Raw genomic sequence first — 13,903 nt, 5'->3', positions numbered from 1 at the left:
CCTGCTGCGCCAATGGGCCGCGGACGCGTCCCTGTCCGGCATCCCCGGATTCGTCCAGCTCGGCGAGAAGATCGCCAGGCGCCACTTCGACATCCTCACGACCATCCGCAGAGGACTGTCCAACGCCAGGCTAGAGGCCGTGAACAACAAGATCAAGACCACCATCAAAATCGGCTACGGCTACCGCAACCTCGACAACCTCATCGGCCTCGTCATGCTCAAATGCGGCGGACTCAACCTACAACTCCCCGGACGCCAATAACCAGTAGGCCAAACCAGTGATCCACACCCACACAAACACCCGAAGAGCCTAAAAAGCTTGCCCAGATTGACCATGAGATGGAGCAGGACAACAAGTCTTTGTTCTGACCGTGACGAGGGTGCGAGGGAGCGGGGATGGTGCGTATAGCCGAGGGTGCCGGTGCGCGTGAGGTGCCGATGGTGCCCACGCAGTGCCACGGGCGCAGTGCTTGCGGGCGCAGTGACGTGGACACGGAGCGTGACGCCGAGCAGGCGCACGCGCAGTGGACATGGTGCGCGCCAGTGGTGCGCGCCAGTGGTGCGCGTGATAGGTGCCGATGGTGCCCACGCAGTGCCGGTGCCACGGCGTGTTTACAGTGCCGCCCCGTGAACGAGGTGCCCGAGGAATGGGTAGAAGTTGCATATGGTCGATGACGCCGAAGGCGGCATCGGGGGAACCGGCTACGCCGGTTCCCTTCATTCCTATGCAACTTCTGCGGAAATTGCATTTAGAGGTATGAAAAGTGCCTGTATACAGGTGAAAATATTATATCGGATTTTCCGCAATCCTTGCAAATCTTTGCGGAATTTTCTAAGACTCTTTTCCGTGTATACAGGCTAAAACAAGATCAATTAACTTCTGCGGAAAATTAATCAACTTCTGCGGAAATTGGTTAACTTCTGCGGAAAATGGAGATATAGACATGACTGATAAAGATAGGACGGTTACCGGTGATGGTCAGAAATATTCCCGGTGTTGGATGTTGCGTATAAGTAAGATTGAGGATTATGAATGGCACGGGACACCGAGGCATCAGGATATCGAATGGTCCGATATATGCAGTGCTTTTCATGATGCCTATGGCTCAGGATTTGCCATTAACGGCCAGCTGGAGAAGGGGACTAAGACAGGCTATCTTCATTTCCAAGTTCTTCTTATTACGAAATATGAGAAGAAAGGGCAGGCTATTATAGATGCCATCGCCAAAAGGGGAATTCATATCGGTGGTACTGAGAAACTCAGGAAGAACATCTATGCCGGTGTCAGATACACAAGTAAGGACGCTACCCGTGTTGAGAGATATGATCCATTTGGAGATGCCGATCTAGTTCGGGACATCAAGAGGATTCTGAATGGCGAACAAACTCAGGGGGCGCGCAATGATCTTAACGAACTTCGCAGGGCCATTGTTGATGATCACATGACGGTGGATGATATTTTGCGCGACCCTGATTTATCTATTAAATCGGCTCGATATGTTTCGTGGTTGGATAGATTACAGAGGGCCAATTCTGTCACGCCTCACGAGGCTACCGAACAGCGCGATGTGAAGGCGCATTACCTTTATGGTAGTCCTCGTATCGGTAAGACGCGTCTGATATACGATAACATTTCTGTCAATCAGTTTTATCGCGTGACTGATTATCAACACCCTTTTGATAGCTACGTCGGTCAAAAAGTGTTGGTGCTAGACGAGTATGATTCCCAATTTCCTATCACGTCGATTAACAATTTTCTTGATCGGTACGGATGTGAGCTTCCTGCAAGGTACCATAATTCGTGGGCGAATTGGGATGAGGTCTGGGTTATCAGTAACCTTCCCATTAATTCGCAGTACTCCGATGATAATACGGACAAGAAAAATGCTTTCATTGCGAGATTCACGGATATTACGTACATGGATAAGTCGGGTCTTTTCTACGATGCGGCGGATGATGACGTGCTTTCCGACATGCTTGACGCCGAACGGAATCAAAGGCCGTGGGGGGAAGGCAATTACATTACGTCCCCGTGGGTGTTCGGCAAATCGCGATTCATCGAGAATCCTGATCTCGGGTTCCTGTGATCTAGTCCTGCGTGATCAGCTCCATCAAATTGGCCCGAACATCTTTGCCGGTGCCTGACAGTATGTGCATGGCGTTCTCATGGTCGGCCTTCGTCGCGTGCGTGTAGTAGATCGTGGTCGCCTTGTCCAAATGGCCTAGTATCTGCTGGGCGGTGCCGATGGGGACGCCCGCCCTCGCGAGGATGGACGCGAGGATGTGCCGGTTCCCGTGGGCGGTATAGAAGTGATCGTCCGGCATCCGTTCCACATTGGGATTGTGCGCGTGCCAGTACGCGTCCAGCATGTCCCGCCATACCTTGTCCAGCCATGCGTATGTATAGGCCTTGCCCGTGCGGATATTCGGGAACACGAGATTCTGCCATTCCGTTCCCGCCGTACCGGTCAGATGCCTGTCCCGGTGCTCCACCAGTGCCGTGCGGAATCTTCCGGTCAGTCGGATGCTCCTAACGGTGTTGTTCTTGGTGGACTTGCGGATGTACCAGCCGGAGACCTGCTCATTGGTCTCGTGCCTTTTCAGCACCTGACTGACGGTCACGGTGGCCCTGTCGGGATTGTCCAGGTCGGCTATCCTGTCCCACGTCAGTCCCAGCAGTTCCTCTCGCCGCAGTCCGAGCATGAGCAGTCCGACCATTGCCCGGTGGTCGCGGTACGGGCATGACCTGCGCCATAGCCACGCCCATAGGCCGCGTCTGACGCTCATGTAGTTGTCCATGTACCTGTCCTCCTGATCGGAGATCGCGACGGTTGTCCTTGGCCTTTGCAGATCCTTCATCGGATTGGACGTGATGACCTTGGACTTTTCGGCGTAGATGAACAATTGCTTCAGTTCCCGGAACACATGCGACTTGGCCGATGGTCCGGTGTCCTTCAGGGTGTTGGTGAACAGATCCAGCACGTCGTCGGGCGTGATGCTCTCCATGTGCATGTCCCCGATATGGGGGAGGACATGGTTCTCCATATCCTTTTGGTATTTCAGTCGTGACGATGGATTGACGCCGGACGCCTCGACATGCCGTATCCACGTCGTGCAGAACGCCCTCAATGTCGGGGAGCTCCTCTTGCGTGCGGTCGGCGCGTGCGACGTGAGTCGCCGTGCGAGATTGGCCGTCATCCTCGATCTGGCCTGCTCCTCGGTGTCGCCGTATCCCCTGACGAACCGCCTCTTTTCCTTGTCGCCGTCCTCGAACCCTAAGGACATGGTCGCGCAGTATACCACGTTATTGCCGTTCCGGGTCTTGAACACGCTGACGGCGCCGGTCTCGATAGCCCTTCTCACCATGCTTTTACGATACACTTTACGATACACTAAAACAAGCAACAAAAAAGGGAGGACCATTGGAATTCCAATGGTCCTCCCCGTGAGGTCGGGCTGGCGGGATTTGAACCCGCGGCCTCTTCGTCCCGAACGAAGCGCGCTACCAAGCTGCGCTACAGCCCGTTTGGCAACGTCCGCTATATTACATGCAAGTCGCTCTCGCGCAAATTCGGAGTGGTTTACGGCGTGTCGCAAGTGATTCCAACGGTTCTGAGAAGTCAGGAAGGTCTGTCGCATCGAAAAACAGCCGATGATTTCATCGCGATGAACGGTCGCTCACGATACGCAGCCACATACGGGAGGGCGGCGGGGCCGGACGGCGAGCGGACGTGTATCCCGGCATCGCTACACTGAGGGTTTATGTGTGAAACCCAAGAACCCCAAGCAAATGAGGAAGAGAACGCCGTTCCCGCGATGACCACCGTGGAACGTGCGGAGATGCTCCTCAAGCAGGACGCGGTCATCCGCGAGAAGATCAAGGGCGGCGCCACGCTGGACGAGGCCGTCGACCCCTCCAACAAGGAGTTCGGCCCGCTCGCGCACCCCGAGCAGGTGCAGATGCGCGTCGCCAAGCGTGCGATGATGCTCGAAAGCGGCATCAACCCGTACCCGGTCCACCTCGACGTCACCGACACCATCGAGGGCGTGCGCGCCAAGTACGACGGCAAGCTCGAACCCGGTCAGGAGACCGAGGACATGGTGGGCATCGCCGGTCGCGTCCTGTTCATCCGCAACGCCGGCGGCCTCAACTTCGTGCAGCTCGCCGCGGGCGACGGCACGAAGATCCAGGGCATGATCTCCAAGAAGGAGATCGGCGCCGACTCGTTGAAGCAGTTCAAGCAGCTCGTCGACCTCGGTGACCACCTGTACCTGAAGGGCCGCGTCATCGCGTCCAAGACCGGCGAGCTGTCCGTGTTCGCCACCGAGTGGGCCATCGCCTCCAAGGCGCTCCAGCCGCTGCCCGCCCTGCACAAGGACCTCAACGAGGACACCCGCACCCGCAAGCCGTATATCGGCATGATCGCCGACGAGAAGATCCGCAACATGGTGCGCAACCGCTCCAAGGCCGTCGCCTCCCTGCGCCACACCTTCGCGAGCCACGACTTCCTCGAGGTCGAGACCCCGATGCTGCAGACCATCCACGGCGGCGCCGCGGCCCGTCCGTTCACCACGCACATGAACGCGTTCGACCTCGACCTCTACCTGCGCATCGCCCCGGAGCTCTTCCTCAAGCGCTGCCTCGTCGGCGGCATCGACCGCGTGTTCGAGATCAACCGCGACTTCCGCAACGAGGGCGTCGACGCCACCCACGCCCCGGAATTCACGATGGTCGAGGCCTATCAGGCGTACGGCACGTACGACACCATCGGCGAGCTCGTCAAGGAGCTCGTACAGAAGACCGCGATGGACGTCTACGGCTCACACAAGGTCACCCTCCTCGACGGCACCGAATACGACTTCGGCGGCGAGTGGAAGACCATCAGCATGTACGACTCCCTGTCCGAGGCACTCGGCGAGGAGATCATCCCCAACGGCGGCCCGGACAACCCCGGCACCTCCGTCGAGCATCTGGGCGAGATCGCCGACAAGCTCGGCGTCGAGCGCGACGAGGTCGAGAACCACGGCAAGCTCGTCGAACATCTCTGGGAGCACTTCTACGAGGACAAGCTCTACGAGCCGACCTTCGTGCGCGACTTCCCGGTCGAGACCTCGCCGCTGGTCAAGGGCCACCGCACCAAGCCCGGCGTCGTCGAGAAGTGGGACCTCTACGTGCGCGGCTTCGAGCTGGCCACCGGCTACTCCGAGCTCAACGACCCGGTCGTGCAGCGCGAACGCTTCGTCGCACAGGCCAAGGACGCGCTCGCCGGCGACGAGGAGGCGTGCGACATCGACGAGGACTTCCTCGAGGCCCTCGGCGTCGGCATGCCGCCGGCGGGCGGCATGGGCATGGGCATCGACCGACTGCTCATCGCCCTGACCGGTGCCACGATCCGCGAGACCATCACCTTCCCGCTCGTCAAGCCGCTCGTCGGCTGACCGTTGGCCCGGGCGGATCCTAGCCGCCACCGGCCATTCGACAGACCAAAAGCGCCCCGTTCCCCGCGGGGCGCTTTTTTCGTTCACATGCCCCGCGCCCTCCATATACTGAAAGCTATGACGATGGGATTGTGGATTCAGGGCGCGCGCCCGAAGACGCTGCCATTGGCCATCTCACCGGTCGTGGCCGCCTCGATGGCCATGTGGCCGACCGTATTCGAAGGCGTATGGGGCGGCTCCTACCTGCACAGGCCATGCCCGGTGATCGGCGGCAGGCCGTCCTTCGACCCCAACGGCGACTACGGCCAATGCCTGACCTCGCCCGTCTGGTACGCCGCGGTCACGCTGCTGTGCGTCGGCGTGGCCCTGTTGCTCCAGATCGCCGCCAACTTCGCCAACGACTATGCGGACGGCGTACGAGGTGCGGACGATGCGCGCGGCGGCGAGGAATCCGCCACCGGCAAGCCGCAACGCCTCACCGCCTCCGGATTGGTCCCGGCGAAGCATGTGCTCGCCGCCGCCGGCGTCAGTGCGGCGCTCGCCTGCGTGTGCGGACTGGCGATCACCGTCCTGACCGGACACTGGTGGTTCATCGCACTGGGACTGGTCTGCCTCGCGGCCGGATGGTATTACGTCGGTGGCAGACACCCCTACGGATACCACGGTTGGGGCGAGGTGGCCGTGTTCGTGTTCTTCGGACTCGTCGCCACCTGCGGCACCTCCTACGCCCTGTCCGACGAAGTGCCGTTCCTAGTGGAGTGGACGGCCGTCGCGCTCGGGCTCGTCGCGGTCGGCGTGCTGTGCGTCAACAACCTGCGCGACATCGACGACGACGCGGCCCACGGCAAACACACGTGGATGGTGCGGTTGGGCCGGGAGCGCGGCACCACGTTCGCCTCCGTCATACCGATCGCGGCCGTGGCGATGCTCGCGCTCGCCTACATGTCGCGCAATCCGCTGATCCGGGTGGCATGGATGGCGGCCGACCCGATGTGCGGCATGACCGGCGACGGACGGACGGTGTGCACGGGTGTGTCGTGGATCGATATCGTCCTGGCAGCCGCGTCCACGGCGATGCTCGTCGTCGCGATCGTGCTGTGCATCCGTCTGTGTCGGGGCCTGCGCGGTCGGCGCTACCGGTCGGCGCTGCCGATGGCGTCGATGCTGTCGCCGGTGCTGGCGTTGGGCTTCGGATTCCTCTACCTGATGGGCGCGTGACGGTCGGGTGACCGGGGCGTGACCGGTGCGTGACGGTCGGGGACATGCTTCCCGGAGTACTTCGGGAAACGTCGGCTGAACGTTGCGCAGAAACTTGGGATGAATGTTCGTGTCCGGGCGGCATGGGCGGTAGACTGGCCGTATGACTTACAAACTAGTACTGCTCCGTCACGGACAGAGCGCATGGAACAAAACCAACCAGTTCACCGGCTGGGTCGACGTCCCGCTGACCGAGAAGGGTGAAGAGGAAGCCAAGCACGGTGGCGAACTGCTCAAGGAGAAGAACGTCCTTCCGGACATCGTCTTCACCTCCCTGCTGCGTCGCGCCATCAACACCGCCAACCTCGCGCTGGACGCCGCGGATCGCCTGTGGATCCCGGTCGAGCGCAGCTGGCGTCTCAACGAGCGTCACTACGGCGCTCTGCAGGGCAAGAACAAGACCGAGATCCGCGAGGAGTACGGCGACGAGAAGTTCATGCTGTGGCGTCGCTCCTACGCGACCCCGCCGCCCGAGATCGACCCGAACGACCAGTACGCCCAGAACCACGACCCGCGTTACGTGGGCGATCCGGTTCCGGAGGCCGAGTGCCTGGCCGACGTTGTCAAGCGCGTCGAGCCGTACTTCAAGTCCGACATCGAGCCGCAGCTTCGCGCCGGTAAGACCGTCCTGATCGCCGCTCACGGCAACTCGCTGCGTGCCATCGTCAAGATGCTCGACAACCTGTCCGAGGAGGAGATCGCCAAGGTCAACATCCCGACCGCCATCCCGCTGCTGTACGAGCTGGATGAGGACTTCAAGCCGGTCAAGCCGCGTGGCGAGTACCTCGACCCGGAGGCCGCCGCCGCCGGTGCCGCCGCCGTCGCCGCTCAGGGCCAGAAGTGAGCCTAGGCCGCCGCTGACATAGGTGTAACAGCGCGCTGCAAGTAAGGGGGACGTTCCCAAGTGGAACGTCCCCCTTGTCATGTCTTGGCTCCCCTTGTCAGGGGAGCTGGCACGCGAAGCGGGACTGAGGGGTAGTCGAGGAGAGCCTGAAATACAGAGCCGAGAAAACAAAACGACGCAAGACCAACAGGCCATTGCGTCGTTTCGGGCCTCCCCGTGGGGAGAAATCTTAAGTTATCGAGATTCTCGAGATCGGATCACCGAATCGGGATTCGCTCGGGATTCACTCGATGGCGCCGTCCTCATCGCGGGCCGGCTCCTTGGACGGATCGAAACCGGAGACGATGAACACCACGCGGCGGGCGGCGGAGACGGCGTGATCGCCGAGACGCTCGAGGAAGCGGCCGATCAGGACCACGTCGATGATCTGCTGACGGGTCAGATCGGTGTTCTCGTCGAGAGCCAGCTCGAAGGTGTTGTGGTGCAGGGCGTCCAGCTTGTCGTCGTTGGCGATGATGCGCTCGGCGGTCTTGGCGTCACGGTCGGCGAGCATGCTCACCAGATCATCGGACGTGCGGTCGAGGAAGTCCTGCATCTGCTGGAAGGTTTCCTTGGCCGAATCCGGCAGCGGGGAGGCGGGGTAGGTGCGGCGGGAGATCTCGGCCACGTGCTTGGCGAGGTCGCCCATACGCTCGAAGGTGCTCGCCAGACGCATCGTGGAGACCACGACGCGCAGATCGGTGGCGACCGGGTTCTGCTTGGCAAGCAGCTTCACGCACTGGTCGATGACGCTCTCCTCGAGGGCGTCGAGTTCGATATCGCCGTCGATAACGCTCTGGGCGGCTTCGACATCCTGCTTGAGCAGGGCATCGCCCGCTCCGCGGATGGACTTGCGCACGCCCTGAACCATGCGGTCGAGGTCGTCGGCGACGGCCTTCAGCTCCTCATTAAAGATAACGCGCATTGTCTTTTCAGCCTTTCGTTCTTTTCCGATTACTCAGTCAGATAGCAACCACTCTTCAGTCTATTATTCCGTGTCGGCAATTGCGACAACGTAGCGCAAAGGCCATCTGATGTTGGTTGGCCGTTTACTGGAACGTTCACCTTAAGTTCAGGTTCACGGCATGTCGTCTCCGGCCTCTGCGCCGGTGTGGGAAGATGGAGACATGTACGATTCCCCTGTGCCCTCGATGATCGTCTCGACGGTGTTCGGCATCCTCGGCGTGGCCATGGTGCTCGGCATCATCCTGTTCATTTTCGACCATATCGAGCCGCTTGTCGAGCGTGTCCTCAAAGGCGTGTCGATCACCGAATGGATCGGCGGGAAGGTCGGTGGCGGGATCCGTCGCCTGCCGCGGCTGCATCATCGCAGGCGTTCCGGTGCCGATGACGACCATGAGCTCGAGGCGTCCGCCGAATCGCTGCTGTCGATCCTGCCGAGCGCGTCGCTGATCGTCGATCGTCAGGATGATGTCGTCCGAGCCAATCCGCAGGCGTATCGGCTCGGCATCGTGCGCGACGACAGCATCGTCGAGCCATCGGTCCTCGAGGTGGTGCATGAGGTGCGCGATCATGGCGGCAGGCGCCGGTTCGATCTGGAGACCGAGACGCCGGAACGCTTCGTTCAGTCCCTTCCGGGAGTCGACGGGGCCGGGACGGGGCCGAAGAGCGGCGTGCGCAGGCCGAACTGGCTCAAGGTGACTGTCGGGCGCGTCGATGAGCGGTTCGTCGTGGTGATGATCGACGACGTGAGCGAGACGGTACGGTTCTCGCAGATCCGCGACTCCTTCATCGTCAACGTCTCCGAACAGCTGCTCGCGCCCACCGAGGCGCTGGCGAGTCTCGCCGATGAGATCGAGCGCGACGACGGGGATCCGTCGAGGATCCGCGCCGATGCGTTGCGCGTGCGCGTGACCAGCAACCATCTCAACCACATGGTCTCCGATCTGCTGCTGCTCATCAAGGCGCAGGAGCCGATCGTCCCGTCGGCCGCGAACCGGCTCAACGTGATGGACCAGTTGGAGGCCGTAACCGTGAAGCTGCAGTCGTGGGCCGCGGATGCGGGCGTGCGGCTGACACTCGACGGCGATCGCACGCTGGTCATCAACGGCGAGCCGGATCAGATCCGCACGGCCGTCACGAAGCTGGCCGAGAACGCGATCATCTACTCGAAGAAGGGTGGATATGTCGGCATATCGGCCGAGAGGGACGATTCCGGGCGATACGCGGTGATCCGAGTGCTCGATCAGGGCAAGGGCATCTCCAAGAGCGAGCAGGAGCGCATCTTCGAGCGTTTCTACCGTGGAAAGGACCAGAACGAACGCAGCGCCGACGGCGTGGGGCTTGGCCTGTCGATCGTCAAGCATGTGGCGCTGACGCATCACGGCACCGTCACCGTGTGGTCGGCGCCGGGGCAGGGCAGCACGTTCACGCTGTCGCTGCCCCTGGCGCGGTAGACCACCGCCTGTCTGCCCCCGGACCGCCTTACCGCCTTACTGCTACTGCCCGAGTCGGCGGTAGTCCCAGCGGTCGAAGTGCTCCCAGATGAGCATGAGCACACCGATGATCACGCCGGCGGTGCACACGATCCGTGCCGTCTGCGCGTTGAAGGACATCGCCTCCAGGATCAGACACACAATCAGGGCGATGGCCCATAGGCCGGTGCCGATGAGGAATACGGTACGAAGATCCACACGCACCGGCTTGGGGGCCGGACGGCGCACGGACGGGTCGATGATCGGCGCGAATCGCAGTCGCCATGGCTTCCTGGTCGTCATGGTAGAGGCCTCGTTCCTTCGGTGTCCGTCAGTGCTGGAGTCGTTCGACAACGTAGTCTATGCACTGCGTCAGTGCGACCACGTCGGAGGGTTCCACGGACGGGAACACGCCGATGCGCAGCTGGTTGCGGCCCAGCTTGCGGTATCCGGAGGTGTCCACGATGCCGTTCTCGCGCAGCGCCTGCACCACCGCGGACGCGCTGATCGCATCGTCCAGATCGATGGTGACCACCGAATGCGAGCGCGCGGCCGGATCGGTGACGAACGGACGGGCGTATTCGCTGCGTTCCGCCCACGTGTACAGCAGCGAGGCGGACTTGGAGCAGCGGGCGGTGGACCATTCCATGCCGCCGTTGTCGTTGAGCCAGCGCACTTGGTTCTCCATCATGATGAGCGTGGCCACGGCGGGCGTGTTCAGCGTCTGGTCCTTGCGGGAGTTTTCCAACGCGCTCGTCAGCGACAGGAACGGCGGCACCCAGCGGCTCACGCCGGGCAGGTTCACGTTCGCCTCGACGCGTGCGGCGCGTTCGATGGCGGCGGGGGAGAGCACCGCGACCCACAGGCCGCCGTCTGAACCGAACGCCTTCTGCGGGGAGAAGTAGTAGGCGTCGGTCTGAGAGACGTCCACGGGCAGGGCTCCGGCGGCCGACGTGCCGTCGATCAGCGTGATCGCGCCCTGCTCCGCGCTGCCCTCGACGCGCTGCACCGGTGCCGCGACGCCGGTCGACGTCTCGTTGTGCGCCCAGCAGTACGCGTCCGCGTATTCGGTGGGCTCGGGCAGACGGTAGGTGCCGGGTTCGCCCTTGAAGACGACCGGCTCCTCCAGGAACGGCGCCTTGGATGCGGAAGCGGCGAACTTGGAGCTGAACGATCCGTATGCGCCGAACGCGGCCTGACGGGTGATCAGGCAGGCGCAGGCGATCTCCCAGAAGCAGCTTGCGCCTCCGTTGCCGAGCGCGATCTCGTATCCGTCGGGCACCTTGAAGAACGATTCGAGCCCTTCTCGGATGGAACCGACGAGCTGGCGCACCGGCGTCTGCCTGTGTGAGGTGCCCAGCAGGGTGGTGGCGCCAGCATCGAGCGCGGCGACCTGTTCGGGGCGGATCTTGCTTGGACCGGAGCCGAAGCGACCGTCTTCGGGCAACATATCGGTGGGAATCTTCACTGCATTGGACATGCCCTCCACCCTAGCCAACCGTGGGGATGGAGGGAAGAGCCGACCGTATTTCGGGCGTTCCCCCTAGGGGGACGGAAAACGCGAAAAAATTCTTCGTCACTTCGGAAATCATTCCTCCTCAGCCTTTGTGCCGACTGGAAAAACGACGATGAACATCGGATGGATGATGCATGTCCCCAGCGCAAAGTAAAACGATTGACGCGCCGTTTGGATTTGTTCAAAGACCGGGGCGCGTTGTATGGTGTCGAATCGAGACGGTGATGTGGCGTCCCCTAAGGGTCGCCCAAACGGCCCGCAAGGAGTGATTCTGTATGAAGCATGCTGCACACAAGGCGGCTAAGACTTCCATTCGAAGCAACGGTACGTCCGGTTCCGGTAATCTGTTCACCGCTGCTCGCGGTTCCCACTCTCGCAGGACCGTCATCGCCATGCAGATGGCAGGCAACAACGGCGCCGTGCTCGGCCTCGAGCCGGCGGTCGCCGAAAAGCTCAACGAGCTCGCCCCGATGTCGCGTCGAGCCATCCGAGAGGCCGCACGTGCGGCCGAACGCCGCAACATCATCGTGGGTTCCGCGTCCCTCGCCGCGCTCGCCGGCACCGCCGCGACCACGCTGGCGTTCGCCAACCCCACCGATGATCTGCTGCCGCTGGCCGATGATCCGGCCACGACCACCACGCAGATCCAGCGTCTTGGCGCCACGGCGTCAGCCTCCCGCTCCGACGTGCGCGTTCCGCTCGTCGGCACCGCAGACGGCCAGTCCGCGCAGTCCTCTTCGACCGCCGGCACCGATTCGTCCGCGACCACCTCCGACAAGACCGCCGACTCCGCCGCCGATTCCGACTCCGTCGCCGCCCAGGGCGATGCCGCGAAGTCCGATACCGCCGATTCCGCGGTCGCCTCCGAAGGCACCTCCTCCACCGCCGACGGCACCACGAAGCAGACCTCCAACACCGGTTCGTGGTCGCTGAGCGACTCCACCGCTTCCCTGGACGTCAAGCAGATGTCGAAGTCGCTGGCTAACAACCCGAACGTGGCCAAGCTGATGGATGCTGACAGCAGCGTGCTGCCGGCCGGATTCGACCCGAACCACGCCACCGGAGACACAGGCAACGCCTACGAGTTCAGCCAGTGCACGTGGTGGGTGTACCTCCGCCGCCACGATCTGGGCCTGCCGGTCGGCTCCTACTTCGGCAACGGCGCGCAGTGGGCGGACTCCGCCAGGGCTCTCGGCTACTGGGTCGACAACACCCCGCGTCACGTCGGCGACATCATGGTCTTCCGCACCGGTCAGGAGGGTGCGAACTCCGTCTACGGCCATGTCGCCATCGTCGAGAGCATCAATCCGGACGGTTCCGTCACCACGTCCGAGAGCGGCTCGTCCCTGCAGGGCAAGACCATGTCGCGCACGTTCACGAACGTGTCCGACTTCCAGTACATTCACTACTGATCGTTTTTTCGATCGCTTTTCGATCGCTTTCGCTGATCGTCATTGTGTCCGGGATCGTCATCGTCGATCTGTGATCCTCGTCATGGTTACCGGCGTGTCGTCACCGACGACGACCATGAGGCAATATCAGGGTTGAGGTCAGGGATCACCCGATGCTATGGTGGTGCCCTGATGAAGACCTTGAAGAACTATCTTTCCATGGTGATCGCCGTCGTGGCCCTCTGCACGACGTGCATTGCGCTCGCACCGGCCGCCACCGCAGCCGATGCCTCCGGTGTCGTCTCCTCCGAACGCTCGTTCCCGAAGGCCGCCGCCGCTCGCAAGAACCTGCTCAAGGAATCGACGTCCACCGACGTCGAGCAGGATTCCAATTGGGGTGGCATCGAATCGCTCGATGTGCCCAAGACCAAGTCCCAGGCCGAGAAGGACGCCGAGGCCAAGGCCCAGCAGGAGGCTGCCGCCGCGGCAGCCGCTGCAGCGGCAGCAGCTCAGGCGGGATCCTCCTCCGCCAGTCGTTCCGGCAACCGTAGCTCGCTGGGCGCCTCCACCACCACCGGAACCGGTGCCTCCAGCTTCGATCTTGGTTCCGTCGAGGCCCCGACCAGCTCCAATGGTTCGGCCGTCGTCTCCTACGCCGCCCAGTTCCAGGGCGTGCCGTATGTCTACGGTGGCACCACGCCCTCCGGCTTCGACTGCTCCGGCTTCACCCAGTACGTCTACGCCGCCTTCGGCATCAGCCTGCCGCGCGTCGACAACCAGCAGCGCGTGTGGGCTCAGTCCAACGGCACCAAGGTGTCCAACCCGCAGCCCGGCGACCTCATGTGGCGCCCCGGCCACGTGGGCATCTACGTGGGCAACAACATGATGATCCACGCGCCGCGCCCCGGCAAGAGCGTGTCGATCGTCCCGGTGTACGCCTCCTTCGAGTACTACCGCATTATCTGATCGCTTCCTGATCGTA

At 62.0% G+C, this 13,903-nt stretch carries 12 protein-coding genes and 1 tRNA gene; 8 read left to right on the top strand and 5 right to left on the bottom strand.

Annotation, left to right across the window (positions count from 1 at the left end):
* The coding region (locus BCAL_RS12610) for an ISL3 family transposase (RefSeq protein ID WP_043259995.1) at nucleotides 1-262 on the top strand (262 nt) is incomplete at its 5' end.
* Between the two features lie 682 nt (nucleotides 263-944).
* Complete coding sequence (locus tag BCAL_RS12130; RefSeq protein WP_052119337.1) at nucleotides 945-2,087, top strand: P-loop NTPase family protein; 1,143 nt, start codon at nucleotides 945-947, stop codon at nucleotides 2,085-2,087.
* A gap of 1 nt (nucleotide 2,088) precedes the next feature.
* On the opposite strand, the gene BCAL_RS12605 is transcribed toward BCAL_RS12130, so the two are convergent.
* Complete coding sequence (locus BCAL_RS12605) at nucleotides 2,089-3,366, bottom strand: tyrosine-type recombinase/integrase (protein ID WP_160268305.1); 1,278 nt, start codon at nucleotides 3,364-3,366, stop codon at nucleotides 2,089-2,091.
* 85 nt (nucleotides 3,367-3,451) lie between these two features.
* Nucleotides 3,452-3,525 (bottom strand) — tRNA-Pro (locus tag BCAL_RS03080).
* 237 nt (nucleotides 3,526-3,762) lie between these two features.
* On the opposite strand from BCAL_RS03080, the gene lysS reads away from it, so the two are divergent.
* The 3 genes from lysS (at nucleotide 3,763) to BCAL_RS03065 (ending at nucleotide 7,540) form a co-directional block, all read left to right on the top strand.
* On the top strand, nucleotides 3,763-5,439 hold the full coding sequence (gene lysS, locus BCAL_RS03075) for a lysine--tRNA ligase (RefSeq protein ID WP_043167705.1): 1,677 nt from the start codon (nucleotides 3,763-3,765) through the stop codon (nucleotides 5,437-5,439).
* Nucleotides 5,440-5,556: 117 nt separating this feature from the next.
* On the top strand, nucleotides 5,557-6,657 hold the full coding sequence (gene menA, locus BCAL_RS03070) for a 1,4-dihydroxy-2-naphthoate octaprenyltransferase (RefSeq protein WP_043167707.1): 1,101 nt from the start codon (nucleotides 5,557-5,559) through the stop codon (nucleotides 6,655-6,657).
* A gap of 142 nt (nucleotides 6,658-6,799) precedes the next feature.
* A complete protein-coding gene (locus BCAL_RS03065) occupies nucleotides 6,800-7,540 on the top strand; it encodes a phosphoglyceromutase (RefSeq protein WP_043167709.1) in 741 nt (246 codons plus the stop codon).
* Between the two features lie 283 nt (nucleotides 7,541-7,823).
* Here BCAL_RS03065 and phoU read toward each other — a convergent pair whose 3' ends face one another.
* Entirely contained in the window at nucleotides 7,824-8,504 is a 681-nt protein-coding gene (phoU, locus tag BCAL_RS03060; RefSeq protein ID WP_043167711.1) for a phosphate signaling complex protein PhoU, read from the bottom strand.
* A 202-nt stretch (nucleotides 8,505-8,706) separates the two neighbouring features.
* Between phoU and BCAL_RS03055 the strand changes: the two genes are divergently transcribed.
* Nucleotides 8,707-9,996 (top strand): sensor histidine kinase, encoded by a 1,290-nt coding sequence (locus BCAL_RS03055; RefSeq protein WP_081887207.1) that lies wholly within the window; start codon nucleotides 8,707-8,709, stop codon nucleotides 9,994-9,996.
* Nucleotides 9,997-10,038: 42 nt separating this feature from the next.
* Here the strand turns inward: BCAL_RS03055 and BCAL_RS03050 are convergent, their stop codons facing one another.
* Both BCAL_RS03050 and serC read right to left on the bottom strand, forming a co-directional pair.
* On the bottom strand, nucleotides 10,039-10,293 hold the full coding sequence (locus BCAL_RS03050) for a DUF2530 domain-containing protein (protein ID WP_043167721.1): 255 nt from the start codon (nucleotides 10,291-10,293) through the stop codon (nucleotides 10,039-10,041).
* A gap of 52 nt (nucleotides 10,294-10,345) precedes the next feature.
* Nucleotides 10,346-11,494 (bottom strand): phosphoserine transaminase, encoded by a 1,149-nt coding sequence (serC, locus tag BCAL_RS03045; protein ID WP_043167713.1) that lies wholly within the window; start codon nucleotides 11,492-11,494, stop codon nucleotides 10,346-10,348.
* 311 nt (nucleotides 11,495-11,805) lie between these two features.
* Between serC and BCAL_RS03040 the strand changes: the two genes are divergently transcribed.
* Both BCAL_RS03040 and BCAL_RS13915 read left to right on the top strand, forming a co-directional pair.
* Nucleotides 11,806-12,942 carry a CHAP domain-containing protein gene (locus tag BCAL_RS03040; protein WP_043167714.1) on the top strand — a complete coding sequence of 379 codons (1,137 nt, stop codon included), beginning with the start codon at nucleotides 11,806-11,808 and terminating at the stop codon, nucleotides 12,940-12,942.
* A 171-nt stretch (nucleotides 12,943-13,113) separates the two neighbouring features.
* Nucleotides 13,114-13,887, top strand: coding sequence for a C40 family peptidase (locus BCAL_RS13915; RefSeq protein ID WP_274518242.1), 774 nt, complete (start codon nucleotides 13,114-13,116; stop codon nucleotides 13,885-13,887).
* Nucleotides 13,888-13,903: the final 16 nt, after the last annotated feature.

Origin of the sequence: Bifidobacterium callitrichos DSM 23973, assembly GCF_000741175.1 — a bacterium.
GTDB lineage: Bacteria > Actinomycetota > Actinomycetes > Actinomycetales > Bifidobacteriaceae > Bifidobacterium > Bifidobacterium callitrichos.
This window is presented reverse-complemented; position numbering and strand designations above follow the sequence as displayed.

Coding starts and splice junctions, on each gene's coding strand:
- BCAL_RS12130 (WP_052119337.1), top strand. CDS start 945: ATGACTGATAAAGATAGGACGGTTACCGGTGATGGTCAGAAATATTCC.
- BCAL_RS12605 (WP_160268305.1), bottom strand. CDS start 3,366: ATGGTGAGAAGGGCTATCGAGACCGGCGCCGTCAGCGTGTTCAAGACC.
- lysS (WP_043167705.1), top strand. CDS start 3,763: ATGTGTGAAACCCAAGAACCCCAAGCAAATGAGGAAGAGAACGCCGTT.
- menA (WP_043167707.1), top strand. CDS start 5,557: ATGACGATGGGATTGTGGATTCAGGGCGCGCGCCCGAAGACGCTGCCA.
- BCAL_RS03065 (WP_043167709.1), top strand. CDS start 6,800: ATGACTTACAAACTAGTACTGCTCCGTCACGGACAGAGCGCATGGAAC.
- phoU (WP_043167711.1), bottom strand. CDS start 8,504: ATGCGCGTTATCTTTAATGAGGAGCTGAAGGCCGTCGCCGACGACCTC.
- BCAL_RS03055 (WP_081887207.1), top strand. CDS start 8,707: ATGTACGATTCCCCTGTGCCCTCGATGATCGTCTCGACGGTGTTCGGC.
- serC (WP_043167713.1), bottom strand. CDS start 11,494: ATGTCCAATGCAGTGAAGATTCCCACCGATATGTTGCCCGAAGACGGT.
- BCAL_RS03040 (WP_043167714.1), top strand. CDS start 11,806: ATGAAGCATGCTGCACACAAGGCGGCTAAGACTTCCATTCGAAGCAAC.
- BCAL_RS13915 (WP_274518242.1), top strand. CDS start 13,114: ATGAAGACCTTGAAGAACTATCTTTCCATGGTGATCGCCGTCGTGGCC.